This is a genomic window from Micromonospora kangleipakensis (assembly GCF_004217615.1).
Classification (GTDB): Bacteria; Actinomycetota; Actinomycetes; order Mycobacteriales; family Micromonosporaceae; genus Micromonospora; species Micromonospora kangleipakensis.
In genome coordinates, this window is the sequence record NZ_SHLD01000001.1 from 1,254,531 (window position 1) to 1,280,700 (window position 26,170).

General features: G+C 72.7%; 19 protein-coding genes and 2 pseudogenes. 15 read left to right on the forward strand and 6 right to left on the reverse strand.

Translation table 11 applies throughout. From position 1 onward, the window contains the following. Positions 1-78 precede the first annotated feature (78 nt). On the reverse strand, positions 79-1,923 hold the full coding sequence (locus tag EV384_RS06065) for a caspase family protein (protein WP_130330926.1): 1,845 nt from the start codon (positions 1,921-1,923) through the stop codon (positions 79-81). Further along, positions 1,920-2,312 carry a hypothetical protein gene (locus EV384_RS06070; RefSeq protein WP_130330928.1) on the reverse strand — a complete coding sequence of 131 codons (393 nt, stop codon included), beginning with the start codon at positions 2,310-2,312 and terminating at the stop codon, positions 1,920-1,922. The genes EV384_RS06065 and EV384_RS06070 overlap by 4 nt, the downstream gene beginning before the upstream one ends. Before the next feature lie 238 nt (positions 2,313-2,550). Here EV384_RS06070 and EV384_RS35810 point away from each other — a divergent pair. From EV384_RS35810 to EV384_RS06095, 3 genes and pseudogenes are all read left to right on the forward strand, one after another. After that, a pseudogene (locus EV384_RS35810) lies at positions 2,551-2,829 on the forward strand (transposase); the annotation flags it as partial. A 188-nt stretch (positions 2,830-3,017) separates the two neighbouring features. Beyond that, positions 3,018-3,971: a hypothetical protein gene (locus EV384_RS06080; RefSeq protein WP_130330930.1), complete on the forward strand. Its 954-nt coding sequence runs from the start codon at positions 3,018-3,020 to the stop codon at positions 3,969-3,971. Positions 3,972-5,435: 1,464 nt separating this feature from the next. Beyond that, positions 5,436-5,822 carry an Rv3654c family TadE-like protein gene (locus tag EV384_RS06095; protein ID WP_130330932.1) on the forward strand — a complete coding sequence of 129 codons (387 nt, stop codon included), beginning with the start codon at positions 5,436-5,438 and terminating at the stop codon, positions 5,820-5,822. 82 nt (positions 5,823-5,904) lie between these two features. Here EV384_RS06095 and EV384_RS06100 read toward each other — a convergent pair whose 3' ends face one another. Together EV384_RS06100 and EV384_RS06110 are read right to left on the reverse strand one after the other, a co-directional pair. Next, positions 5,905-6,483 (reverse strand): LURP-one-related family protein, encoded by a 579-nt coding sequence (locus EV384_RS06100; RefSeq protein ID WP_130330934.1) that lies wholly within the window; start codon positions 6,481-6,483, stop codon positions 5,905-5,907. Positions 6,484-6,658: 175 nt separating this feature from the next. Continuing rightward, positions 6,659-9,124 carry a DEAD/DEAH box helicase gene (locus EV384_RS06110; protein WP_242623956.1) on the reverse strand — a complete coding sequence of 822 codons (2,466 nt, stop codon included), beginning with the start codon at positions 9,122-9,124 and terminating at the stop codon, positions 6,659-6,661. Positions 9,125-9,259: 135 nt separating this feature from the next. On the opposite strand from EV384_RS06110, the gene EV384_RS06115 reads away from it, so the two are divergent. The 6 genes from EV384_RS06115 (at position 9,260) to topA (ending at position 17,221) form a co-directional block, all read left to right on the forward strand. Beyond that, positions 9,260-9,616 carry an STAS domain-containing protein gene (locus EV384_RS06115; RefSeq protein WP_089011584.1) on the forward strand — a complete coding sequence of 119 codons (357 nt, stop codon included), beginning with the start codon at positions 9,260-9,262 and terminating at the stop codon, positions 9,614-9,616. Beyond that, positions 9,616-10,050, forward strand: coding sequence for an ATP-binding protein (locus EV384_RS06120; protein ID WP_130330938.1), 435 nt, complete (start codon positions 9,616-9,618; stop codon positions 10,048-10,050). Before EV384_RS06115 ends, EV384_RS06120 begins: the two co-directional genes overlap by 1 nt. Before the next feature lie 317 nt (positions 10,051-10,367). Beyond that, positions 10,368-12,728: a sodium-translocating pyrophosphatase gene (locus EV384_RS06125; RefSeq protein WP_130330940.1), complete on the forward strand. Its 2,361-nt coding sequence runs from the start codon at positions 10,368-10,370 to the stop codon at positions 12,726-12,728. Positions 12,729-12,847: 119 nt separating this feature from the next. After that, a complete protein-coding gene (locus EV384_RS06130; RefSeq protein WP_130330942.1) occupies positions 12,848-13,387 on the forward strand; it encodes a hypothetical protein in 540 nt (179 codons plus the stop codon). Continuing rightward, positions 13,378-13,995 (forward strand): hypothetical protein, encoded by a 618-nt coding sequence (locus EV384_RS06135; RefSeq protein ID WP_130330944.1) that lies wholly within the window; start codon positions 13,378-13,380, stop codon positions 13,993-13,995. The genes EV384_RS06130 and EV384_RS06135 overlap by 10 nt, the downstream gene beginning before the upstream one ends. A gap of 400 nt (positions 13,996-14,395) precedes the next feature. Further along, positions 14,396-17,221 carry a type I DNA topoisomerase gene (gene topA / locus EV384_RS06140; RefSeq protein ID WP_130340283.1) on the forward strand — a complete coding sequence of 942 codons (2,826 nt, stop codon included), beginning with the start codon at positions 14,396-14,398 and terminating at the stop codon, positions 17,219-17,221. Positions 17,222-17,287: 66 nt separating this feature from the next. Here the strand turns inward: topA and EV384_RS06145 are convergent, their stop codons facing one another. After that, a complete protein-coding gene (locus EV384_RS06145; RefSeq protein WP_130330946.1) occupies positions 17,288-18,595 on the reverse strand; it encodes a D-arabinono-1,4-lactone oxidase in 1,308 nt (435 codons plus the stop codon). Between the two features lie 222 nt (positions 18,596-18,817). Between EV384_RS06145 and EV384_RS06150 the strand changes: the two genes are divergently transcribed. Beyond that, entirely contained in the window at positions 18,818-19,390 is a 573-nt protein-coding gene (locus EV384_RS06150) for a TetR/AcrR family transcriptional regulator (protein ID WP_130340285.1), read from the forward strand. Between the two features lie 206 nt (positions 19,391-19,596). Here the strand turns inward: EV384_RS06150 and EV384_RS06155 are convergent, their stop codons facing one another. Further along, entirely contained in the window at positions 19,597-20,805 is a 1,209-nt protein-coding gene (locus EV384_RS06155; RefSeq protein ID WP_130330947.1) for an amino acid deaminase/aldolase, read from the reverse strand. Positions 20,806-21,023: 218 nt separating this feature from the next. Between EV384_RS06155 and tmk the strand changes: the two genes are divergently transcribed. The 5 genes and pseudogenes from tmk (at position 21,024) to EV384_RS06180 (ending at position 25,876) form a co-directional block, all read left to right on the forward strand. After that, on the forward strand, positions 21,024-23,177 hold the full coding sequence (gene tmk / locus EV384_RS06160) for a dTMP kinase (protein WP_278045588.1): 2,154 nt from the start codon (positions 21,024-21,026) through the stop codon (positions 23,175-23,177). Further along, positions 23,177-24,448, forward strand: a complete 1,272-nt coding sequence (locus EV384_RS06165) for a DNA polymerase III subunit delta' (RefSeq protein WP_130330949.1) — start codon at positions 23,177-23,179, stop codon at positions 24,446-24,448. The genes tmk and EV384_RS06165 overlap by 1 nt, the downstream gene beginning before the upstream one ends. A gap of 123 nt (positions 24,449-24,571) precedes the next feature. After that, positions 24,572-24,901 (forward strand): annotated as a pseudogene (locus tag EV384_RS06170) (YbaB/EbfC family nucleoid-associated protein). A 1-nt stretch (position 24,902) separates the two neighbouring features. Next, on the forward strand, positions 24,903-25,208 hold the full coding sequence (locus tag EV384_RS06175) for a type VII secretion target (RefSeq protein ID WP_130330951.1): 306 nt from the start codon (positions 24,903-24,905) through the stop codon (positions 25,206-25,208). Beyond that, complete coding sequence (locus EV384_RS06180) at positions 25,208-25,876, forward strand: hypothetical protein (protein ID WP_130330953.1); 669 nt, start codon at positions 25,208-25,210, stop codon at positions 25,874-25,876. The genes EV384_RS06175 and EV384_RS06180 overlap by 1 nt, the downstream gene beginning before the upstream one ends. The last annotated feature ends 294 nt before the right edge of the window (positions 25,877-26,170 follow it).

A 26,170-nucleotide genomic window follows, 5' to 3' on the forward strand; every position in this document is an offset into this window, starting at 1 on the left:
CGCCCGCTGGGGTGCGACCAGGAGGGTGCGTTGCTCGGGTTCAGATAATCCTCGAGCAATGCACATACTTGGCTCGGGCTATCCAGCGGATATGCGTATTTCGCAGTACCGGTTGCTGACGTAGACGCTGGACCGCCCCCCGGGGTCGAGGCTCACGGGCCCGCCGCCCTGGCGCGCTTCGCGGGAGTCCAGCTTCCGGCCGTTCGTGGCGTCGTACAGCGCGATGTCGCATCCGCTGTTGCCGTTGAAGTTTGTGACCTGAACGGAGACCGGGCCTGTGGTGTCGAAGGCATCCGTCTCGCCACGGTACTCCGGGACGAAGGGTAGTTCCGCCTTGCCGGGCCCGGACCGCTGAAATACCAGGCATTCCGGGTCGTTGGCTTCCCACCGGAACTGGCCTGTCTCATGCACCTGGAACGAACCTCCCACGTATACGTCGGTTACTTTCACCACCGGCTCCCCGCCGTCAATGTTGATCACCGTGACGTCGCAACCATTGTCCATGTCGGAGATCGTGTCCCGGATGATCAGGCGCCACGGCGCCGTCGCGCTGAATCGGTCCTGTTGTCTGGTGTCCGTTACTCGGGGGTGGTCGCTGCGATCCAGAATCAGCAAGGCGGCCGCTGCGGCAGCTGCAGCGAGCAAGATCGCAGCCGCGACCAGGAAGATGGGACGACGGCGCCGAAGCAGCGCAAGAAACCCCCACCCGGCGATGAATTGGCGCTGTCCGCCGCCGGCCACACGGCGGCTAGAGGCGTCCACCGCGCCCGCCACGCCGGGTTGAGTGGAAGGTGGAGACGTCCCCGGTGCCAGGATCGCCACGTCTGCCGGTCCGGCCCGGTCGGGCTCGTGGGGATGTGGCGCCCGTTCGGCAGCAGTCGTTGCGGATCCCGCCTCTACGCTCGGAGAGATTCCAATCGGGTCCGGTGCCTGATCCTGGTTAGCAGCTTCGAGAGCCGCTACCGCGGCTGCCGCCACCGCGCGGCTGTCGTCGTCGGCGAGGCGTTGCAGGGCGCGTTTCGCGGCCAGCGCCTGCCCGGCGTGTCTGCCGCGCTGCAGGCGCGCCAGCTCCTGCACCGCTCCAGCGCGGATGTGGGCGAGGGGGTGCTCTATCACCTCCTGCAACTCGGGCGGCAGCGGCGCGGGTGTGGAGACCTGGCGGCGACGCCGGGCCAGGTACAGCTCGCCCTGCATTTCCACGTCCCGGCTGGGAGTCTGGTGCGGGTTCTGTTCCCGAACCCGGTCGAACACGTAGTCGTAAAGTTCGTTGAGCGACACCCAGCCGTCCTGGTCGCGGTCCGCGTCGCCGGTGGCGAGGCCCTCCACCACAGCCGAGGTGAACACCGACGGCCGGGGGCTGTGGTCATCGGCGAGCTGGTCACCCTCGAAGGCATACTCCATCGCGCTGGATGCGCTGATCACTGCCCGACCACGACCACCGCCCAGCTTGCCAACCGGAAAGCTGTCGAGGACATTGACGTCGCCGGCCGCCCGGACCGACACGCCTTGACTGAAGGCTCCGCCGTAACAGCAATCCAACAGCAGCACGATGCTGCGGGACCGGCTGGCGCGCATGCACCGCTGGACGAAATCCGCCGACAACGCGGTGGACGCGAGCCGGTTCGGGCGGGTGTTGCGCGCGGCGAAGAACAATTCACCGGACTCGCTCTTCAGACCGTGACACGAGAAGTGCAGCAAGAGAACGTCGTCAGGACGGCCGTCGGAGAACAGGTCTTCGATGTGCGTGCCGATGACGTGCGCCGGTTCGTTGCGTACGACTTGCACGTCAAATTCGCCAATTTGCGGATCGCCGAGCACCCGTCCCAGCGCGTCGGCGTCCGCGGCCGGAGACAGAAGATGCCGCAGCCCCTCATTCTCGTACTGATCGTTGGCGATGATCAGCGCCCTGCGCCGGCCGTTCACGGCCGACCCCCGCCCGTGCTGTGCCGGTCGACGAACAGGGTGATCAGGCGGTCCTGCTCGGCCTGCGAAACCTCAGACAGCTCCAGCGTGTCGCCACCGATTTCGATCTTTACCGTGCGCTTGACCCCGTCGCCGCGTGACAGCCAGCTGCGAATCACGGCGACGACGTTCCCGAGGGCGGCGGCCGAACGGCCAAGAGTGACCACGAGGCCGCCGAGTGCTACCGCGTCGATCGCCCGCGCGCCGGGCGGTGCGTCCGCGGTCGACGGGCGGCGCACGTCATCGACATCAAGCTGCAGGAGCTCCTGACGGAGATAGCTGGTGAGGGCATCCAGCCGCTCCGCGCTCGCGCCCTCCTCGATCAGGCGAAGGTTGAGCTGCCGATCCATCAGCCCACCTCTTGCGATCCGGTCGGATATCTTCGCAAGCGTCCACCCAGGACGTGGCGGCTGCAATCAGATAAAGGGACTGAAGAGATGCGGATTCCTGACAGCCACGAGGCGGCGTTGGAAGCTGCTGGTGGTGGGCGACCCCGGCGCGGGCAAGTCTCGCTCCGCCGCGCAGGCCGCCGTAGAGCAATCGCAACGGCATTGAGAACTCCTGAGAATGATCTAGGGGTTCGTCTTGATGGACGATCGACTAGGGTGCTCAGCCGTGAGGAGGGGTGAGCAGCGGCCGTGGATCGTCTCGGACGAGCTGTGGGCTGAGATCGAGCCGCTGCTGCCGCCCCGTCCACCGCGCAGGCACCGGTTCCCGGGCCGCAAGCCCCTGGATGACCGCAAGGTGTTGTGCGGGATCTTGTTCGTGCTCTACACGGCGATCCCGTGGGAGTACCTGCCCCAGGAGCTCGGCTTCGGATCGGGAATGACCTGTTGGCGCAGGCTGCGGGATTGGAACGACGCCGGCGGCAGATCTACACCGGCTACGCCGAGCGGGACTAAGTCCCCGCCGACCAGCGCTGAGCCCCGGTCTGACGACGAAGGCCGCCGACCCCGCGAGGGGGCCGGCGGCCTTTTCGCGTACGGCGCGAGGCCGCACCGGGCGACATTGACGTCGCCCGCACCGGTGAGGAGCATCGGCGGCAGGGGGCCGCTATGGCGAACATCGACGTGGACCAGCTCAAGAGGGTGTTGTCGGCGGAGAAGACCCGTGCCGCCGCCGACGCCGGCCGGCTGCGGACCGTGAACCGGGAGCTGCGGCGGGTGCGGCCGGGACCGGACTTTGAGGCGCGCCACCAGCAGGCGCTGGAGCGGGCGTTCCGCACCGAGATGCCGGACGCGGCCCGGTACTTCGCCGAGGCCGAGGAGACCTTCCGGCGCGGGGTCCGGGACCGCCGGGCGGCGCTGGACGTGCTCGCCACCGCCCCACCCCCGCTGACGCCGACCTCCACGCTGCTGGAGACGCCGTTCCTGATCTGGGGGCTGGGCAGCCCGGGCTCCCGGCTGGCGTACGACGGCCACATCGAGGCCGGAAACAGCTGGGCGACCATGGCCGGCTACACCGACGCCGACGGCGCCTTCCTCACCTATGACGAGGTCGATTTCTACTTCCTGTGGCAGAACGACGGAGGCACCGACGTGGTGGTCGACGTCCGGTCGCTGCTGCGGCTCACCGGCAGCCTGCACGCCTGGGCGGACTCCGGGTATTTCTGGACGCCGTTCTGGGGCATAACCACCATCGGAGACAGCACCGGATACGTCCAGGCGCGGCTGGAGCTGTTGCAGTGGTGGGAGCAGCCGCCGACCCGACCCCTGCCGCAGCCCGACCAGGTCAACGACGTGGAATCGCTGTCGGTCAGCGGTGGGTGGCAGCTTCTCGGCCGGCCCGGGCGACACGAGAGTGTGCCGGTGGCCGGCGCCGCCCACCTCGCGTACGACACCTTCCGGGTGCCGGCCGGCGCGGTGGCCGTGTTCGAGGTCGGGGTGCAGGCCGGGTGGGGCGGGTACGACGGTGGCGGGTTCGCGGACTTCCAGTCCGGCGACTTCCGGGTGGTCTGCCCGCACGTGCAGTTGGAGTTCCTGACCGCCCCACCGGTGGTGAGTCCCTGACAGTGGGGCGGTCGGCGGCCGGTACGGCTGCGCAGGCCGGCGGAGACGAGCTGATTGCCCTCCGACAGGGCGGGCAGCGCCCGGTGAACGCGGCGTCGCCCGCGATGGCGGCGGCGTACACGACAGCGGTGCGGGACGCGATGGCCGACCAGCCGTACTTGCTGGCCGAAGCCCCAACAGGCAGCGCCGGCCGGTCAGCACAACACCGGCGCCCGATGATGTTGTGGAACAGGTGTCATCGCGCCACACGGCGGCCGCGCCGCCGGCGAGGACGGCGGCGGCCAGCGGTTGCTCGGCCAGGTGCTGATGCGCGGGGTACGCCTGCCCGTTGACTTGGACCAGCGGGTACACGCCGCCGCGGACAACGCCGGGGTCAAGGCATCCATCCTCATCCGCGAGTGGATCGAGCTCGGCCTGACGAACTAGAAACGACCGGCCCGTGTCGCTGTCCGCGCTTCGCCGAGCGATCGCCCACGTCACCCAGGCCGGCCACTGAGAAGCTGACCCGACCCACGGCCAGGACAACTGAGAAGCGCCCACTTCGCCTGAGCACTGACACGCGCCAGGTGGGTCGACTCACGAGGGCCTCGACCTGACCTGGCGGCTGCTCCGGCGGACTAATAGGCAGTCACCGCGCTGGACGGCATGCCGTCAGGCGGCGCGCCGGTACGCCCGCTGCAGGTTGTGTCCTAATTCGATACAGGGGAATGCGTCCGCCGCGAGCTTGATCAGTTAGCTGGGTGGCGACACCCCATCGCAGGATCTTGGCAACTGTCTCGTCGGCGATGTCGATGCCGAGCCTGTCGCTTGCCGCGTCGGCAAGCTCTGCTACGTCTCCAACGAATTGGCCCTCTGAGTCGGCCGCCGCGAGGATCGCCTGCCAGACAGCCCGCCAGGTGCGGCGTCTTTGCGGGCTCCATGCTTTGGCGCGGATGTCGAAGGCTTGGAGCCGGTGATCTTGCGCGGGTCGCTGCGGTCGGGTTGATCCCCTTGGCTTTGGCATGCAGAGTTGGTAGGTGTTGCAGCGCTGGCCGTTGCCGTGGTCGACGAGCTTCAGCAGTCCAGCCTCCTGTAGCCATCTCAAGGAGGCCTGGACGTTGGCCCTGTTCGCCGGACGTCGTCCAGATGCTGTTGCGATCGCCGCTGCGAGCTGGGTCGGTGACAGCGCTACGTGCATGGCCTCGTCGGCGCCGTCGACGAGTGCCCGCCAAACCGCACGACGGAGGCTCGCCACCTTGCCAGCGATGGTGTGCGCGCTGACCCACGGGGCCGAGGTGAGCCTGGAACGACAGCCGGCGCGCGGTACGCGCCACCCGGCGCCCACGTGACGGTCACCGTCACCGGTGACCGCGTCACCGCCACGGTCCACGTTCCGGTCCGCACTCTGGGGGCGCGGCTGCCCCGGCTCACCGTGTCCGCCACCGCGGTCGCCGCCGTCGAACCCGGCGCCCCGGCACCACTACCGTGACGGCGGGAGACGGCCTGCGGGCGAACCGGGTCAGCGCGGCCACGGAGCGGGGCGGTGCCACGGTCTGCCTGCTCGCCGTTGGGCTGGCCTTCGTGCTGGTCGGTCTCTTCGGCGCGGCGATCGGCGCCGCCCGGACGGCACGGCAGCAGGCCCGGGTCGCGGCGGACTTCGGGGCGCTCGCCGGCGCCGGTCGGGCGCTCGACGGCGAGGCGGCGGCCTGCGGGAGGGCCGGAGAACTGGTCGGCGCCAACGCCGCACGGCTCTCCGCCTGCCGCCTCGACGGGCTGGACGTGCTGGTCACGGCGGAGGTCACGGTCACGCCGCTGCCCTGGCTGACCCGCACCGCCACCGCGACCTCCCGGGCCGGCCCGATCCGAGGCTGACCCTCCGGCGTCGGTCCGCGGGGCCGCTATTGGCCGGGTCGGTCGGGGCGCGATGAGCTGCCGCGCCCCGACCGATGGCGGCTCAGCGGGCCTGGAGGGCGTCCAGGCCGACCGCCATGGCGATGACGAGTCGCCGGTCGATCTGCGGGTTCTGGATCTCCACCACGTACCGGTCGCGCAGGCCCCACTTCTTGACGACCGAGAACACGGGCTGGCCCCCGGCGACGAAGTCGAAGTGGTACGGCAGCCACGACAGCGAGTCGACGAAGCGGCGCAGCAGCGCCACCGGCAGGCTCCGCTCCTGGCCCGTGATCTGCGGCAGGCCGGCCTGCTCGACGTGCCACGTCGACCGCAGCAGCGACTGGGCGAAATCCTTGCGGAACAGCCCGATCGGGTTGCCGGCGTGGTCGGTCACGTCGTACGTGGCGCCGAGATCGAGCCGCTGACGGGCCTTGAAGCCGAGCAGCGGGTACTGCTTGGAGTCGTCGGTGTAGATGGTCACCTGCTCCTTGAAGGCGAGCCGCTTCTGCTGCGCGAACGCGAGCAGCTCGCCCTCCGAACCGTCCGACGCCACCGCGCGGACCTCGTACTGGTTGACCATCATGCGGATCCGCTGGCGGATGAAGAACTGGTGCTGGGTCTGCAAGGCGTCGAGCTGCATGCGATCTCCTTCGAGGGGTAACGCCGGAGTCTCGCACAGCCGAGCCCTCAGCGTCCGCCCTCGATGGTCGCCTGCAGCGCCCAGGCGTTGAGCAGCTGGTGGATGCCGCGGAGTCGATCGTTCATCTGCTCCCGGCGTTCCGCCTGCGCCAGGCTGGCCAGCGCTGCCCAGCGAGTCAGGGCGCGTCGGTCGCCGCGCCGGGGTGGTCCGGGACCCGCTCGTCCTGGCGCGGCAGGGCCGGGGCCGGGCCTGCGGGAGCGTCGCCGGCAGGCGGCATCGGCAGGACGGGGGCCGCCGGGGCGGCGGCCTCGGGCGGCAGGTTGGCGAGGACCACGTCGAGGACCTTCACCGCGTCCGACTTGGACAGCGGGTTGTTGCCGTTGCCGCACTTCGGGGACTGCACGCAGGAGGGGCAGCCCGACTCGCAGCCGCACTCGGCGATCGCGTCCCGGGTGGCCCGCAGCCAGGCCGCCGCCGTCCCGTACGCCCGCTCGGCGAAACCCGCACCGCCGGGGTGCCCGTCGTAGACGAAGACGGTGGGCGCCTCGGTGTCCGGGTGCACGGCGGTGGAGAGGCCGCCGATGTCCCAGCGGTCGCAGGTGGCCATCAGCGGCAGCAGGCCGATCGCGGCGTGCTCGGCGGCGTGCAGCGCCCCCGGGGTGTCCGCCACCTCGACCCCGGCGGAGGCCAGCGACTCCGGCGAGACGGTGAACCAGACCGCGACGGTGCGCAGCTCACGGGCCGGCAGGTCCAGCGGCCGGGTGTCGATCACCTCGCCTGAGGCGATCCGGCGCCGCTGGTACGACACGACCTGGCTGGTCACGTCGACCTCGCCGAGGAAGAGCCCGACCGGCCCGGCGTCCACGTACGACCGGACCGACACCACGGACAGCGAGGTGACGTCCCGGGCGTGGGTGGACCAGTCCGGCTCCTCCGCGTGCACCAGCGCGCAGCCGTCGGCCAGGTCGAGCGAGTCGACCACGAACGAGACGCCCTGGTGCAGGTAGACCGCACCGGAGTGGATGAGGAAGTGCGACGAGCCGCCGTCGACGGTGCCGAGCAGCCGCCCGGTGGACGCCTCCACCACGCAGACCGGTGCGCCGCCCTCGCCGCGCAGGTCGACCTCGGGGCGTTCCCGGTGCCGCCAGTACCAGCCGGTCGGCCGCTGCCGCAGCGCGCCGGCCTCGACGAGCGAGTCGACCGCCTCCTTCGCGCCGTCGCCGAAGAGCTCCAGGTCGGCCGGGGTGAGTGGGGCCTCGGCCGCGGCGCAGGCGAGCTGCGGGGCGAGCACGTACGGGTTGGCCGGGTCGAGCACGGTCGCCTCGACGGGCCGCCCGAACAGCGCCTCCGGGTGGTGCACCAGGTAGGTGTCGAGCGGGTCGTCCCGGGCCACCAGCACGGCCAGGGCCTCGTCGCCGGAGCGGCCGGCCCGGCCGGCCTGCTGCCAGAGTGACGCCCGGGTGCCCGGCCAGCCGCAGATCAGCACCGCGTCCAGCCCGACCAGGTCGACGCCGAGTTCGAGGGCGTTGGTGGAGGCGAGGCCGAGCAGGTCGCCGTGGAGCAGCGCGCGTTCCAGCTCGCGTCGCTCCTCGCGCAGATAGCCGGCCCGGTAGGCGGCCACCCGGTCACCCAGCCCGGGGACCGCCTCGTCCAGGGCGCGCCGGGCGTTCGCGGCGACCACCTCGGCGCCCTTGCGGGAGCGGACGAAGGCGAGGGTGCGTACCCCCTCGGCGACCGTGTCGGCGAGCAGGTCCGCCGTCTCCCGCAGCGCCGACCGGCGCACCGGCGCGAGGTCCGCGACCTCCCCCGAAGAATCCGGGAGCAGCGGCGGCTCCCAGAGCGCGAAGGTCACCCCGCCGCGCGGCGAGGTGTCCTCCGTGACGGCGGCGACCGGCAGGCCGGTGAGCCGCCCGGCCGCCGTCGCCGGGTCGCCCGACGTCGCGGAGGCCAGCACGAAGACGGGGGTACGACCGAAGCGGGCGCACTGCCGGCGCAACCGGCGCAGCACGTGCGCGACGTGCGAGCCGAACACGCCCCGGTAGGTGTGGCACTCGTCGATCACCACGTACGCCAGCCGGCGCAGGAAGCCGGACCAGTGCGCGTGCCCGGGCAGGATGCCGTGGTGCAGCATGTCCGGGTTGGTCAGCACGAACCGGGAGTGCCGGCGGATCCACTCCCGCTCGGCGCGCGGGGTGTCCCCGTCGTAGCAGGCGGGGCGTACGCCGTCGAGCTCCAGGCCGGCGACGGCGCGCAACTGGTCGGCGGCGAGCGCCTTGGTCGGCGCCAGGTAGAGCACGGTGGCGCGCGGGTCGGCGAGGAGCGTGCTCAACGCGGGGAGCTGGTACGCCAGCGACTTGCCAGACGCGGTGCCGGTGGCCACCACGACGTGCTCTCCGGCGTACGCCAGCTCGGCGGCCTCGGCCTGGTGCCGCCAGGGGGCGACGACGCCGCGGCGGGCGAACGCCGCCCGCAGCTCCTCCGGGGTCCACGCCGGCCACGGCGCCGGCTCGCCGGCGCGGGCCGGCACCCGCTCGACGTGGGTGACCGGGTCGGCGGTGTGCCGGGTGCGCAGCCGACGCAGCAGCTCGGCCGGCGGTCGCCCGGGGCCGGTGCCTGCGGATACGGTGGCGGCGGAGGTCACGTCCTGCACTCTCGCACTGGTGTTCGGAATTGGGAACCCGGGGCGGTGGGTATTGGGGGAGTCTCCGCCGGTGACCCCGCCAGGGGGTCGGGGGCGGGATGGTTAGATGCCCAGGAGAGTCTACGAGGAGGACCGATGGAGCTGTCGCTGGCGACCCGCACCGTGGGGGAGCACACGGTGCTCGAGGTCGGCGGTGAGGTGGACGTCTACACCGCACCGCGCCTGCGGGAACGGCTCCTGGAGTTGATCGACGGCGGGGCCCGCCGGGTGGTGGTGGACCTGGGCCGGGTGGACTTCCTCGACTCGACCGGTCTCGGCGTGCTGGTCGGCGCCCTCAAGCGGCTCCGCTCGGCCGGTGGCTCGTTCGCCCTGGTCTGCGACAAGGAGCCGCTGCTCAAGATCTTCCGGATCACCGCGCTGGACCAGGTCTTTCCCCTGCACCCCACGGTCGACGCGGCGATCAGCGCCGACCCGACCGGCGCCGGCGCGTGATGGCGACCGTCAAGCTCTCCTTCTCGCCCGCCCCGGTGCACGTGCGCACCGCCCGCCTGGTCGGCGTCGCGGTGGCCCGCCGGGCCGGGGTACGCGAGGACCTGCTCGACGAGGTGCGCCTGGCGATCGGTGAGGCGTGCACGCGGGCGGTGGCCCTGCACCGGCAGTACGGCCTGGCCGATCCGGTGCTGGTGGAGATGTCGGACTCCGGGGCCTACTCGGTGCGGGTGGTGGACCGCGCCCCGATCGAGGCCGGCATCGGCCTGGCCGCGCTGCCCCCGGACGAGCTGGCCAAGGAGTCGCTCAGCGAGGACGCGCTGACCACCGGCGTCGGCTTCGCCCTGCTCGCCGGCTTCGTCGAGGATCTCCAGGTCCGTCCGGTCGAGGAGGGCATCGGTACCGAGGTCCGGATGGTGTGGCCGGTCGGCCGCTGACCTGACAGTTCGTCCCCACCGGCCGCGTTCCCGCTCGGGAGCGCGGCCTCGTCGTGCTGGCCGGCCCATATATCAGATTTTTCCTCATAACACAGCGACGAAGATCATCGAGACAGGGTGCCCCCTCGGTGTGACCTCCAACACTGCGGAGGGCTACAGTACCCGGGTTGTCAGCAAGTGACCCGTCTCGCAGCCAGCGGGAATGGGTGTTCATCGCTGGTCCGCGGTGGTGGGTTGGCGCGCTGGCGAGTTCGCATCCAGGCGTCGGCCCGTGCGTCTCCACGGCCGGCGCGAGTGTTCGGTACAGGAGGACATAGATGTCCGGGACCTTGGCCGCCGACGGCGGCGCACTGTCCCTTACCGGAGCCAACACGACGTACGTCGTCATCGCCGCGGTCATCGCGCTGGTGGCGCTCGTCTTTGCCGCCGCCTTGACCAAGGCCGTGCTGGCAGCCGGTAAGGGCACCACCAACATGCAGGAGATCTCCGGGGCGGTGCAGGAGGGCGCGTCGGCGTACCTGCTGCGGCAGTTCAGGACGCTGGCGATCTTCGTGGTGATCGCCGTCGTGCTGCTCTTCCTGCTGCCGGTGCACGACACCGACGGCAACGAGACCCTGGTGAAGATCGGCCGGTCGGCCTTCTTCGTGGTGGGCGCCCTGTTCAGCGCGTTCATCGGCGGCGCGGGCATGTGGCTGGCCACCCGCGCCAACCTGCGGGTCGCCGCCGCCGCCCGGGAGCGTGAAGGCGGCCGCGAGGGCGCCATGAAGATCGCCTTCCGGACCGGTGGCGTGGTCGGCTTCCTCACCGTCGGCCTCGGCCTCTTCGGCGCGGCGCTGGTCGTCATCCTCTTCCGGGGCGACGCCCCGACCGTGCTGGAGGGCTTCGGCTTCGGCGCCGCGCTGCTCGCCATGTTCATGCGGGTCGGCGGCGGCATCTTCACCAAGGCCGCCGACGTCGGCGCCGATCTGGTCGGCAAGGTCGAGCAGGGCATCCCCGAGGACGACCCGCGCAACGCCGCCACCATCGCCGACAACGTGGGCGACAACGTCGGCGACTGCGCCGGCATGGCCGCCGACCTCTTCGAGTCGTACGCGGTCACCCTGGTCGCGGCCCTGATCCTGGGCCGGGCGGCGTTCGGCGAGGACGGCCTGGTCTTCCCGCTGATCATCTCCACCGTCGGCGTGCTCGTCGCGATCGTCGGCGTCTTCATCACCCGGCTGCGGGCCTCCGACCGCAACGGTCTGACCGCGATCAACCGGGCCTTCTACATCTCCGCGGTGCTCTCCGCGGTGCTGGTGGCGATCGCCGCCTACGCCTACCTGCCGGCGACCTTCGCCGAGCTGGAGGGGGGGCTGACCGACGTCGACCGCAACCCGCGGCTGGTGGCCATCGGCGCGGTGATCATCGGTATCGTGCTGGCCGCCGCGATCCAGGCGCTGACCGGCTACTTCACCGAGACCAACCGACGCCCGGTGCAGGACATCGGCAAGAGCTCGCAGACCGGGGCGGCCACCGTCATCCTCGCCGGCATCAGCGTCGGCCTGGAGTCGGCGGTCTACTCGGCGCTGCTGATCGGCGCCGGCGTCTTCGGCGCGTTCCTGCTCGGCGGCAGCTCCATCACGCTCTCGCTCTTCGCGGTCGCGCTGGCCGGCACCGGCCTGCTCACCACCGTCGGCGTGATCGTCGCGATGGACACCTTCGGCCCGATCTCCGACAACGCCCAGGGCATCGCGGAGATGTCCGGGGACATCGACGAGCACGGCGCCCGTACGCTCACCGAACTGGACGCGGTCGGCAACACCACCAAGGCGATCACCAAGGGCATCGCGATCGCCACCGCGGTGCTCGCCGCGACCGCGCTCTTCGGCTCGTACACCGACACGCTGCGCAGCTCGTACGAGGATGCCGGGGTCGGTGACGCCGCGGCGGAGATCCTGAACGCGCTGAACGTGGCCAACCCGCGCAACCTGGTCGGCCTGATCATCGGCGCGGCGGTGGTCTTCCTCTTCTCCGGCCTGGCCATCAACGCGGTCTCCCGCTCGGCCGGCGCCGTGGTGATGGAGGTCCGCCGGCAGTTCCGCGAGCTGCCCGGGATCATGGACCGCACCCAGCGCCCCGAGTACGGCAAGGTCGTCGACATCTGCACCCGGGACGCGCAGCGCGAGCTGATGACCCCCGGTCTGCTCGCCATCCTGGCGCCGATCGCGGTCGGCTTCGGCCTCGGCCCGGGCGCGCTGGCGTCCTACCTGGCCGGTGCGATCGGTGCGGGCACGCTGATGGCGGTCTTCCTGGCCAACTCCGGTGGCGCCTGGGACAACGCGAAGAAGCTGGTCGAGGACGGCGCGTACGGCGGCAAGGGCTCCGACTCGCACGCCGCGACGGTCATCGGCGACACCGTCGGCGACCCGTTCAAGGACACCGCCGGCCCGGCGATCAACCCGCTGATCAAGGTGATGAACCTGGTCTCGCTGCTGATCGCGCCGGCCGTGGTGGCCTGGAGCGTGGGCGACGACCGGAACACCCCGCTGCGGGTGACGATCGCCCTGGTCGCCGCGCTGATCATCGCCGCGGCGGTGGTGTTCAGCAAGCGCAAGGGCGTCGCGATGGCGGACTCCGGCACCGGCACCGACGCCGGCGCGGACAGCCCGGAGGAGCGTCCCGAGCCGGTCAACGCCTGAGGGTCCTGACGGGCGGCGGTTCCCGGTCGGCGGACGCTGGCCGGGAACCGCGCTTCTCCGGTCCCATCGGTGAAACCTGACCGGTGGCAGTTCCATCGGAAGGCCGTACGCTGCTTCGCATGCGTACGCGCCGGGCGGCAACCGCCGGAAAGCTCACGGTGGTCCTGGCCACGCTCGCCCTCGTCCTCGCCGGCTGCGGCGGTCCCAGCCCCCGGGCCTGGGCGGCCTCGGTCTGCGAGTCGCTCACCCCCTGGCGCGCCGAGATCAACAAGCTGACCAGCAGCACCCAGCAGCAGATGACCGCGCAGACCACCCCGGCCCAGGCGAAGGAGAACCTGGTCCGGCTCTTCGCCGGCGCCGAGCAGGCCAGCGAGACCGCCCGCCGCAAGGTCGAGCAGGCCGGGGTGCCGGAGACCGACCACGGCGAGGAGATCTCCGCCGGCTTCCGGGCCTCGCTGAGCAAGATGCGGGACGCCTACGGTCGGGCCCGGGACACCATCGACGGGCTGGACACCGGGGAGGCCACCGCCTTCTACAACGGGGTCCGGGCCGCGGTGGAGACGCTCAACAAGGAGTACGACGCGAGCGCGCTGGACACCGGCAAGCTCAGCTCCACCGAACTCAAACAGGCCTTCGACGAGGTCCCGGAGTGTCGCTGACGCCACCAGACTCACCCCCCGACCCGGTCCGGCAGCTCTCGCTGTTCGGCACCGAGGCGGCCGACCCTTCCCTGGCGGACCTGGCCGGCCTGCTCGCCGGGCCGGGGGAGGTGGTCCGGATGGGCGGCACGGCCCGGCTGTCGGTCGTGGTCGACGCCGCCTGGCGGGTGCACGTGCTGGTGGCCGAGCTGGCCGCGCGCGGGGTGCCGGCGAGCTGGGAGCCGACCGAGGACGGCCGGCACCTGGTCCGCACCGCGTACGCCAGCACCCTGGCCCCGCTCGCGGTGGCCTGGCTGCGCGGCGCCGTGAAGCGACCGCCCGCCGGGTTCCACCTCAACGGTCGCCGGCTGCGGCTCTGGCTCGCCGCCGCCGGGGCCGCCGACCCACCCGGCTTCCTGCTCCGGCTCGGCGCCGGGGACCAGTCCTGCTGGCCGCAGGTGCGGGCGGCGCTGGCCACGGTCGGCCTGCCCGGGGCATTCCTCGACCCGGGGGCGGGCGGGCCGGCGTACCGGATCAGCGGGCGCCGCCGGCTGGCCCGGCTGGCCGAGCTGGTGGGTGACCGCCCACCCGCCGCGCCGGCGGCCGACTGGCCCGGCGCCCCCGCCTGAGCCCGGCGCCCCCGCCTGAGCCCGGCGCGGCCTCCACGCCCGTGCCCGCCCGCGCGGTCGGTGGCCGTCGCCCCGGCCCGCAACCCCCCGTCGGCTGTCCGATCACGGACACCGCCCGGGTGGCGGTTTGTCCAGGAAAACGGACCGGTGACTTATCGGCCGAGGGTCCGTGATCGTCACAGTGGCCCGCTCGGTGGCCTACCCGCGGTGTACGGTGGCGCCGTCCGGCGGGAGTGTCCGCGCGGCCGGGCCGGTGGCCGCCACGTACCGACCGGTTTACCGCCCGCGAAACCCGAAACGCGGCCGGCGCGTTACGTTGGACGTCCGGGCCGCCAGTGGTCCGGCCGGTGCAATACGGCCCGAAACGGGGCATGGAGCAGGAGTGAGGTCGGAGAGAGACGTGCCGAGCAACGCTGGAACCACCCGTCTGGTCATCGTCGAGTCACCGGCGAAGGCCAAGACGATCTCGGGCTATCTCGGCCCGGGATACGTCGTGGAGGCCAGCTTCGGCCACGTCCGGGACCTCCCGCGCAACGCCGCCGACGTGCCGGCCAAGTACAAGGGCGAGCCCTGGGCCCGGCTCGGGGTGGACGTCGACAACGGCTTCCAGGCCCTCTACGTGGTCTCCGTCGACCGCAAGCAGCAGATCAACAAGCTGGTGAAGCTGGCCAAGGAGGTCGACGAGATCTTCCTGGCGACGGATGAGGACCGCGAGGGCGAGGCGATCGCCTGGCACCTGGTGGAGACCCTCAAGCCCAAGGTGCCGGTCAAGCGGATGGTCTTCCACGAGATCACCAAGCCGGCGATCCAGGCCGCGGTGGCCAACCCGCGCGAGATCGACCGGGACCTGGTCGACGCCCAGGAGGCCCGGCGCATCCTCGACCGGCTGTACGGCTACGAGGTCTCCCCGGTGCTGTGGAAGAAGGTCATGCCGAAGCTCTCGGCGGGCCGGGTGCAGTCCGTGGCGACCCGGATCGTGGTCGAGCGGGAGCGCCAGCGGATGGCCTTCCGCACCGCCGAGTACTGGGACATCCTGGCCACCCTGGCCGTCGCGAGCGCCGGCGAGGGGCCGCGCACCTTCAACGCCACCCTGATCGCGCTGAACGGCGACCGGATCGCCACCGGCAAGGACTTCGAGCCGACCACCGGTCGGGTGCGGGCCGGGGCCGGCGTCGTGCACCTCGACGAGGGCGGGGCCAGGGGTCTCGCCGCCCGGCTGGAGGGGCGGCCGTTCACGGTCACCCGGGTCGAGGAGAAGCCCTACCGCCGCCGCCCGTACGCGCCGTTCATCACCTCCACGCTGCAGCAGGAGGCGGCCCGCAAGCTGCGCTTCTCGTCGCAGCAGACGATGCGCACCGCGCAGCGCCTCTACGAGAACGGCTACATCACCTACATGCGTACCGACTCGGTGAACCTGTCGGAGACCGCCATCGCGGCGGCCCGCCGGCAGATCGTCGAGCTGTACGGCGAGCGCAGCGTGCCGCCGGAGCCGCGCCGCTACACCGGCAAGGTGAAGAACGCGCAGGAGGCGCACGAGGCGATCCGCCCGGCGGGGGACAACTTCCGCACCCCGGGCGACGTGGCCAAGGAGCTGTCGGGCGAGGAGTTCAAGCTCTACGAGCTGATCTGGCGGCGCACCATCGCCTCGCAGATGACCGACGCGGTCGGGTCCAGCGTCTCGGTGCGGATCCGCGCGGTCTCCTCGTCGAGCGAGGAGGCCGACTTCGGCGCGACCGGCAAGACCATCACCGACCCGGGCTTCCTCCGCGCCTACGTCGAGTCCAGCGACGACGAGAACGCCGAGGCCGAGGACGCCGAGCGCCGGCTGCCCACCCTGGTCAAGGACCAGCCGCTGACCGCCGACGAGCTGGCCGCGCAGGGGCACCACACCCAGCCGCCGTCGCGCTACACCGAGGCGTCCCTGGTCAAGGCCCTCGAAGAGCTGGGCATCGGCCGCCCGTCGACGTACGCGTCGATCATGCAGACCATCCAGGACCGCGGCTACGTGACCAAGCGCGGCCAGGCGATGATCCCCACCTTCCTGGCGTTCGCGGTGATCGGGCTGCTGGAGCGGCACTACCCGCGCCTGATCGACTACGACTTCACGGCCAGCATGGAGAACGAGCTGGACGAGATCGCCGGCGGGGAACACGCCGCCGTCGACTTCCTCACCTCCTTCTACTTCGGCAGCACCAACGGCACCGGCGACCGGGCCATCGCCCACGCCGGCGGGCTGAAGAAGCTGGTCACCGAGAACGTCAGCGAGATCGACGCGCGCAGCGTCAACTCGATCCCGCTCTTCACCGACGACGAGGGGCGCGAGGTCGTCGTCCGGGTCGGCCGGTACGGGCCGTACCTCCAGCGGGCGGTGCCCGGCGAGCAGCCGGCGGCCCCGGCGGAGGGCGAGGAGGGCGGCGGCCAGGGCGACCGGGCCCCGATCCCCGAGGGCGTGGCCCCGGACGAGCTGACCCCGGAGAAGGTGCACGAGCTCTTCCTCGGCGGCGGGGGCGAGCGGAAGCTCGGCGACGACCCGGCGACCGGCGAGCCGATCGTGCTCAAGTCCGGCCGGTTCGGCCCGTACGTGGCCAGCGGCGAGCGGAAGTCGTCGCTGCTGCGCTCGCAGACGCCGGACTCGCTCACCTTCGACGAGGCGCTGAAGCTGCTCAGCCTGCCCCGGCTGGTCGGCGTCGCCCCGGACGGGGTCGAGGTCTTCGCCAACAACGGCCGCTACGGCCCGTACGTCAAGCGCGGTGACGAGTTCCGCTCGCTGGACTCCGAAGACAAGATGTTCACCGTCACGCTGGACGAGGCCCTCGCCCTGCTGGCCGCCCCGAAGGCCCGCCAGCGGCGGGCCGCCGCGCCCCCGCTGCGCGAGATGGGCAACGACCCGCTCACCGAGAAGCCGCTGGTCATCAAGGACGGCCGGTTCGGGCCGTACGTCACCGACGGGGAGACCAACGCCTCCCTGCGGCGCGCCCAGACCCCGGAGGCGCTGACCCTGGAAGAGGCCTCCGAGATGCTCGCCGAGAAGCGGGCCAAGGGGCCGGCGCCGAAGAAGGCGGCGGCGAAGAAGGCCGCCCCGGCCAAGAAGACGGCGGCCAAGAAGACCGCCGCCGCCACCAAGTCGACGGCCGCCAAGAAGACGACCACCGCCAAGGCGACCACCGCGAAGAAGGCCCCGGCCAAGAAGGCCGCCCCCCGGAAGGCGAACTCCACCACGGAGTAATCGCCTCTCGGTTCGAGATCCTGGAAGGAGATGACCCCTGGAGGGCCCGTTTCCTTCCAGGATCGCTCAGGAGCCGAGGACCCGGTCGAGGTAGTCGTTGGCGAAGCGGCGGTCGGGGTCCAGGCGGTCGCGGACCACGAGGAAGTCCCGGAACTTCGGGTAGGCGGGGGCCAGGCTGGCCGCGTCGCGCCAGTGCAGCTTGCCCCAGTGCGGCCGACCGCCCAGCTCCGTGGCCACCTCCTCGAACGCCCGGAAGTAGGGCTCGTAGGGCGCGCCGACGTACTGGTGGATGGCGAGGTACGCCGAGTCGCGGCCGTACCCGTGCGACAGCCAGATGTCGTCGGCGGCGGTGAAGCGGACCTCGACGGGGAAGAGCACCTTGAACGGGAGCCCGTCGACGATCCGCCGGAGCGCGTCGAGCGCGGTGGGCAGGACGGCCCGGGGCAGGGCGTACTCCATCTCCACGAAGCGGACCCGGCGCGGCGTGCAGAAGACCCGGTCGGAGCGGCCGGTGTAGCTGCGTTCGGTGAGCGCCCGGGCGGAGACCGCGCTGATGCCGGGGGCCAGCGCCGGCACGGCGCGGCCGAGCCGGCAGGCCCCGGCGAAGACGGTGTTGGCCAGGAACTCGTCGTCGAGCCAGCCGCGCCACCGGGGCAGCGGCCGGTCGTCGGCCGGCACCCGGTCGTTGGTCTTGACCTGCACCCGGGAGGTGTACGGGAACCAGTAGAACTCGACGTGGTCGTGCCCCTCGATCAGCGAGGGCAGTTCGGCGAGAACCGCGTCCAGCGGCGCCGGCCGTTCGTGCGCGCGGAGCACGAAGGCGTCGACGCAGCGCAGGGTGACCTCGACCAGCACCCCGACCGCGCCGAGGCCGACCCGGGCGGCGGCGAAGACGTCCCGGTGCTCGTCGGCGGAGCAGCGCAGCACCTCGCCGGTGCCGGTGACCAGGGTCAGCGCCGTGACGAAGGTGGAGAGGCAGCCGAGGCGGGCGCCGGTGCCGTGGGTGCCGGTGGAGAGCGCCCCGGCGACGGTCTGGGCGTCGATGTCGCCGAGGTTGGGCAGCGCCAGGCCGTGCCGGGCGAGCAGGTCGTTGAGGGCGTGCAGGGTCATCCCGGCCGGCACGGTGACCAGCCGTCGGGCGGTGTCGACGGTGACGCCGCTATCCAATTCGGTCAGCTCGAGGCGGTCCCCCTCGGTGAGGGCGGCGCCGGTGAACGAGTGCCCGCTGCCCACCGCCCGGATCCGCCGGCCCGCCGCGGCCGCGGCCCGGACGGCCTCGGTGACCTCCTCGACACTTCGGGGGCGCAGGATGGCGGTGGGGGTGCTGTGCTGGTTGCCGGCCCAGTTGGACCAGACGGGTGGCGTACCGGGCATGGACGCTCCTCGACATGAATATGAACTGACTTCATATCAGGAACGTTGTACCTGGTAAATACCGCAAGCGGGGCCCGTTCGTTGTACCGGTAGTCACGGTCTCGTGACGTGCAGATATGTTCATCCGTCGAAGGGGGGTGGCGAGTGTCCACATCAGCCGCCACGACCGGGCCGCTGCGCCGCGTACCGGTGCAGGGTCGAAGTGTCGCGCGGGTCCAGCGAATGCTGGACGCCTGTGCCGAGCTCGTCGACGAGGTGGGGTACGAGGGACTGACCACGACCCTGCTCGCCGAGCGCGCCGAGGTGGCGATCGGGTCGGTCTACCAGTTCTTTCCGGACAAGCGGGCGATCGTGCAGGCGTTGACCCTGCGCACGATGGAGTCCTACCTCCAGCGGCTCGACGAGCGGTTCGCCTCCGACGACCTGACCCACTGGTGGGACGGCGTCGACGCGGGCATCGACGAGTACATCACGATGCACCGCACTGTTCCCGGGTTCCGTACCCTGCACTTCGGCGACGTGGTCGACCTGCACCTGCTCGATGAGCAGCGGGACAACAACGGCGTGATCGCCGACCAGTTGGCCCGGGTGCTGACCGAGCGCTTCGGCCTCGACGCTCCCGATCTCCGGTTCCACCTGGAGGTCGCGGTGGAGGCCGCCGACGCACTGATCAAGCTGGCGTTCCGTCGGGTGCCCGAGGGCGACGAGCGGGTGCTGGCCGAGGCCAAGGCGCTGATCCGGGAGTACCTGCACCGCCAGGTCGACGCCCGGGCCGAGGTCGCGCAGCCGAACTGAGCGCGGCGCCGCCGTCCGTGGTGCGTCGGCCGGTGGCAGGAAGCGCAGAGCCCGGGGTGCGACCGGGTGGTTCGACGAAAATCCTTTCGGGTGCGACCGGGAGGTGCGACGACAACCCGTCCGGGGTGCGACCGGGATGGGAAGAGCAACGGAACCGCCCGGGGTGCGCCGGGCGGCACGACCGGCACCGAGGGTCGGGTGGCAGCTCAGAGGAACGCCCGACCCTCGCCCCGGTACGTGGGGGCGGTGGCGACCACCACGTCGCCGTCCACCAGGTGCAGTTCGTTGACGTGCTCGCAGAGCTCGCCGGCCTTGGCGTGCCGGAACCAGACCCGGTCGCCGACCCGCAGGATGGCCGCCGCCACGCCGGCCAGCGGGGTCTGCACCTCGCCGGCCCCCTCGGGGCCGAGCAGCTTCAGCCCCGCCGGCAGCCACGGGCGGGGTAGCCGGCTCTCGGCGGCGGGGCCGGAGGCGATCCAGCCGCCGCCGAGGACCGTCGCCAGGCCGGGTGCCGGCCGGCGGACCACCGCGCAGGCGAAGAAGGCCGCCGGGGTGGGCCGCCAGGCACGGTACGCGTCGAAGAGCGTCGGCCCGTACAGGCCCGATCCCGCGGTGACCTCGGTGACCGCGGGATCGGCGCTGGTCGCGGCCACGCTGCCGGTGCCGCCCCCGTTGACGAACTGCAGGTCGGCGTGGTCGCGTACCGCGGCGACCGCCGCCGCGCGCCGGGCCAGCAGCTCGCGGTACGACCCGCGCTGGGCGACCCGGATCGCCGTACCCAGCACGGCCTGACCGGGCGGCGCGTCGCCGAGGCCGGCGATCTGCGCCTCGTACGACATCAGGCCGACCAGCCGGAAGCCCGGCCGGCCGGCGACGGCGGCGGCGAGGGCGCCGGCGGCCCGGGCGCTGTGCACCGGGGAACGGCGGACCCCGACGTGCACCCGACCGCCGAGTGGTCGCCAGGAGGCGTCCAGGTCGAGGCAGACCCGCAGCGCCGGCCGGCGCCCGGGTGGGCACACCGCGTCGACCAGGTCGAGCTGTTCGGTGCCGTCCACCATCAGCGTCACCGCGTCGGCGAGCGCCGGGTCGGCGGCCAGCTCGGCGAGGCCGCCCCGGTCCGCGGTGGGGTACGCCACCAGCACGTCGGTCGAGACGCCGGTCCGGGCCAGCCAGATCGCCTCGGGCAGGGTGAACGCCATCACCCCCCGCCAGCCGGGCCGGTCCAGCGCCCGGGTCAGCAGGTCCCGGGAGCGGACCGACTTGCTGGCGACCCGGACCGGCTTGCCGCCGGCCCGGTCGACCAGCGCGGTCGCGTTGGCGTCGAAGGCCGCGAGGTCGACCACGGCGTACGGCGGGTCGAGGTGGGCGGTCGCCCGATCCAGGCGATCGCGAAGTTTGTCACTTTCGGTGGCCACGTCTGCACGCTAACTGTCTGGGCGTCAATGCGAAATACCCTCGCGTCTGTCCGGGCTGCGGTCGGTGGTGGCAGCGGCCTAGGCTCGGCGAGCAGGCGAATGTCGCGGGTGGGGCCGTTACCCACCGGGACTAGAGTGTTCCACCGGGGATGCCCAGCACTGGGCCGGCACGTGGAGGTACGGCCATCGAAAGCCAGAAGAACGGCGAGTCGCCCGGCGTGTCGTCGCCCGGTAGCCAGACCGACCGGTCCGGCGCCGCCGCGATCCGCTCGGTGCTGCGCATCCGGCCGTTCCGCCGGCTCTGGATCGTGCTCGGCGCGGCCTCCTTCGGCGACTGGCTCGGCCTGCTCGCCACGTCGGTCTTCGCCGCCGCTCAGGTCTCCGGCAGCACCGCGAAGGGCGCCGCCTTCGGCAGCCTGATCGCCGTCCGGCTGCTGCCGGCACTGGTGCTCGGTCCGGTGGCCGGCGTCTTCGCCGACCGGTTCGACCGGCGCTGGACGATGGTCATCTGCGACGTGCTGCGCTTCCTGCTCTTCGCCTCGATCCCGCTGCTCGCGCTCACCGGCGCCAGCGGGGGGGTGGTGGTCAGCTGGGCGGCGGTCGCCACCTTCCTGATCGAGACGGTCACCCTCCTCTGGATCCCGGCCAAGGAGGCCGCGGTTCCGAACCTGATCCCGCGGGCCCGGCTGGAGACCGCCAACCAGCTCACGCTGATCACCACCTACGGCCTGACCCCGATCGCCGCCGCGATCGGCCTGGCGGTGCTCGACCGCAGCGTGCGGGGCCTCGCCGACGGGGAGATCCCCGGCTGGGCCGAGCCGGCCCAGCTCGCGCTCTGGTTCAACGCCTTCTCCCGGCTGGCCACCGCGCTGGTGGTGGCGTTCGGCATCAAGGAGATCAGCCGGGCCCAGGCCGGCGAGCGGGAACGCACCGAGCAGAGCATGATGAGCCAGTTCACCGAGGGCTGGAAGTTCATCAGGCAGACCGCGCTGGTCCGCGGCCTGGTGCTCGGCATCTTCGGCGCGTTCGCCGGCGGCGGCATCGTCATCGGCACGGCCAAGTTCTTCGCCGCCTCGCTCGGCGCCGGTGACGCCGCCTTCTACATGCTCTTCGGCGCCATCTTCATCGGTCTGGCCGTCGGCATCGGGATCGGCCCGATGATCGTCCGGGACATGTCCCGGCGCCGCTGGTTCGGCATGAGCATCGTGCTGGCCAGCGCCTCCGTGCTGGTGCTCGCCTTCGCCATTCACCTGTCGATGGCGATCCTCGGCGCGATCCTGGTCGGCGCGGGCGCCGGGATGGCCTTCCTCGCCGGCACCACGCTGCTCGGCGGCGAGGTCGCCGACGAGGTGCGCGGCCGGGTCTTCGCGGTGGTGCAGATCGGCACCCGGCTGGTGCTGATCCTGGCCATCGCGCTGAGCAGTCTCCTGGTGGGCGTCGGTGGCTCGCGCAAGCTGACCATCGCCGACCTGGGCGTCTCCGTCTCCTCGACCCGGCTGCTGCTGCTCGCCGCCGGCGCCGCCGGCATCTTCGCCGGGATCAGCGCCTTCGGTCAGATGGACGACAAGAAGGGCGTGCCGGTCCTGGCCGACCTCTGGGGTTCGATCCGGGGTCGTCCGCTGATGCCGGCCGAGCCCTTCGTCTCCAGCGGCCTCTTCGTGGTCTTCGAGGGGGGTGAGGGCGCCGGCAAGTCCACCCAGCTCCTCGCGCTCGCCGAGCGGCTGCGCGAGCAGGGCCGGGACGTGGTGGTGACCCGGGAGCCGGGCGCCACCGGCGTGGGGGAGCGGATCCGCTCGCTGGTGCTGGACACCGCCGGCGCGGAGGCGCCGTCGCCGCGCGCCGAGGCGCTGCTCTACGCCGCCGACCGGGCCCACCACGTCGCGACCGTGGTCCGCCCGGCGCTGGTCCGGGGCGCGGTGGTGATCAGCGACCGGTACGTCGACTCGTCCCTGGCGTACCAGGGCGCCGGTCGTACGCTGCCGGTGCAGGAGGTCTCCTGGCTCTCCTCGTGGGCCACCGGCGGGCTCAAGCCCGACCTGGTGGTGCTCCTCGACGTCGACCCGCACACCGGCCTGTCCCGGGTCGAGTCGCGCAGCCAGGCCGCCGACCGGCTGGAGGCCGAGTCGGTCGCCTTCCACGAGCGGGTCCGGTACGCCTTCCTCGACCTGGCCGCCGCCGACCCCAAGCGCTACCTGGTGCTCGACGCGTCCCGCCCGGTCGAGGAGATCGCCGACGCGGTGACCCGGCGGGTGGAGGAGTTCCTGGTCGACCCGACCGCCATCGTGCACCCGCGCCCGGCGCACGGGCCGGACACCACGGTCCAGCCGGAGTTATCCGACGCGGAGATGGTGACCATGGAGCACCCCACCTGATGCCGGACGTCTTCGCCGACCTGGTCGGGCAGGACGAGGCCGTCGAGACGCTGCGCCGCGCCGCTGCCTCGGCCGCCGCGCTGCTGCGCGCCTCCGCCTCGGCCCCCGCCGGGGCGGTCCGGTCCGCGCCCGACGACCTCGACGGATACGCCGACGAGGCCGCCGGTCCGGCCGGGCCGGAACCCGGCGCCGGGATGACCCACGCGTGGATCTTCACGGGGCCGCCCGGCTCCGGTCGGTCGGTGGCGGCCCGCGCCTTCGCCGCCGCGTTGCAGTGCGCGCACGGCACCGGCTGCGGCGCCTGCCCCGGCTGCCACACCACGCTGACCGGCACCCACGCCGACGTGCGCCTGGTGGTGCCGGAGGGGCTCTCCATCAGCGTCAAGGAGATACGGGCGCTGGTGCTCCGGGCGGCCAGCACCCCGTCCGGCCGGCGGTGGCAGGTGGTGATCATCGAGGACGCCGACCGGCTCGGCGAAAGGGCCGGCAACGCGCTGCTCAAGGCGATCGAGGAGCCGCCACCCCGGACGGTGTTCCTGCTCTGCGTCCCGTCCATCCACCCGGACGACATCTCGGTGACCATCCGCTCGCGCTGCCGGGTCGTACCGCTGCGGCAGCCGTCGGCGGCGGCGGTCGCCGAGGTGCTCGTACGCCGGGACGGGATCGCGCCCGACGTGGCGGAGTGGGCGGCGGCGGCCGCGCAGGGGCACGTGGGCCGGGCCCGGCGGCTGGCTCGCGATCCGGAGGCCCGGCAGCGCCGCGACGCCGTGCTCGCGGTGCCGCGCCGGCTGACCGGGGTGGGCGCGGCATTCGACGCCGCCTCCGCGCTGATCGAGGCGGCCGAGGCGGAGGCCGCGGCGTCGGTCACCGAGATCGACGAGGCGGAACGGTCGGCGTTGCAGACCGCGCTCGGCGCGGGCGGCACCGGCCGCGGCGCGGCCGGTGCGATGCGCGGCGCCGCCGGCCAGCTCAAGGACCTGGAGAAGCGGCAGAAGTCGCGGGCCACCCGGGCCCAGCGGGACGCCCTGGACCGGGCCCTGGTCGACCTGGCCGGTTTCTACCGGGACGCGCTCACCATGGCGCTGCGGGCGCCGGTCGCGCCGGTGCACACCGACACCGCCGCGCTGGCCGGGGCGGGCGCGCAGAAGTGGGACGCCGAGGGGGCGCTGCGCCGGCTGGAGGCCGTGCTGGAGTGCCGGGCGGCGATCGAGGCGAACGTGAAGCCGCGGATCGCGGTGGAGGCGATGATGCTCGCCCTCTGGAAGGGCTGATCCTCCCCCACCGACCGTCGTCCACAGGGCATCGACAGTCGCGATTCGTGTGCGGTACGGTCCGGTGTGCCGTGGTGACGGTGGCGGCACGCTCAGTGAGGGTCTGCCGGGAGGAGTCCGCCGATGCCACGCGGGGAGATCGACGAGGCCTGGATCGAGGAGGCGGTGCGGCGCTATCGGCGCATCGAGTCCCTGTAGGCCGAGTTCGACCAGGCGGTGGCGACGGTCGAGGTCACCGTCCGTTCGCCCGACGGGCTGGTCGAGGTGGTGGTGACCGCCGGCGGGCGGATCACCGACGTGCGTTTCCTCGGCCCGCTGCACGCCCGCAACCCACGGGACGTCGCCGGCTCCGTGCAGTCCGCGGTGACCGCCGCCGCCGACGCCGCGCAGTGGGCCCGGGAGAAGCTGCACAACGAGACCTTCGCGGCGTACCGGCCGCTCGCGGGGGCGTGACGTGGAGACCCTGCACGCCCTGGCCGCCCGCCTGGACGAGGCGAGCGCCACCCTGGCCAGCCTCGCCCACGCCGTCACCGCCAGCGATCCGGCCCACCCGGCCTTCGGTGCCCAGGCGTCCGGTCGGCCCGGCGAGATCGGCCGTGCCCTGCACCTGCGGTGGACCGCCGCCACCGACGACCGGGCCCGGGAGGCCGGCGCCGCCGCCGCCCGGCTGGCCGCCGCCGCGGACGCGCTGCGCAGCGCCGCCGACCGGTACACCGCCGTCGACGACACCGCCCGGCGGCGGCTGACCGGGGAGGCCTGATGGACGCCCTGGACCGCCTCGCCGAACCGGGCCTCGACCTGCTCGCCCGGGTGGACGCGCTGCTCGCCGCCGGCGCGCCGGAGGGGCACCGGCTCTGGCCGCTGCTGCGCCGCATGCAGGTGCTCCCCGGCGACGCCGTGCGCGACTTCCTCGACCTGCATCCCGCGCCGCTGGCGACCGCCGGCCACGCGGTGCGCCGGCTCGTCCGGGCGTACGACGACGCCTGCGCCACCCTCACCGATCCGGTCGCCTGGTCCGGGCCGGCCGCCTCGGCGTACGACGAGGCGCGCGGGGCCCTGCTCCGGCACCTCGACGAGGGGCCGGAGAGCCTGGTGGGGCGGCTGGAGTCGACCGCCGGTTACGCCGACGCGCTGGCCGAGTGGGTGGAGGGGAGCCGGCTCGCCCTCGCCCGGGCGCTGGCCGACGTGCTGCGCTCCGCCGAGGCGCTCACCGTGCTCGCGGCCACCCGGTCCGGCGGGGCCGCCGACCCCGCCGGCGCGTACGCGGCGGCCGAGATCGCGACCCGGGTGCTGGCGGTGCTCGGCGTGGCGTACGACGGCGCGGAGACGCTGCTGCGGCAGTGGTCGCCGAGCCTGGCCGAGACGACCTGGCGGGAGCCTACGGCCGCCGCGCCCCGGTACGGCGGGACCACCCGGATCGAGCGCTGAGCCGCGTCGACGGGCGGCCGGGGCGCGCACGGGCCACGGCGTCGCGCACCGGGCCGGCGTGACCGGGCTCCGGCGGCGACGCCGTGGCCTTCCCCTGCACCCCCCGCAGGTCTGCCTTCACTCAACGCCCTCAGCCGCGGTTTGTCCCCCGTGTCGGTCCTGATTCAGCCGTCCGGGCGAGGATCAACGGCACGAGGGGGTGGGGGTACGTCGGTCGAGTCGACGATCGTGGATCGCTGCGAACCGTGACCGTCCGGCGACGCCCGGCCGGGCCGGCGCGCCTGCCGCGTCGTA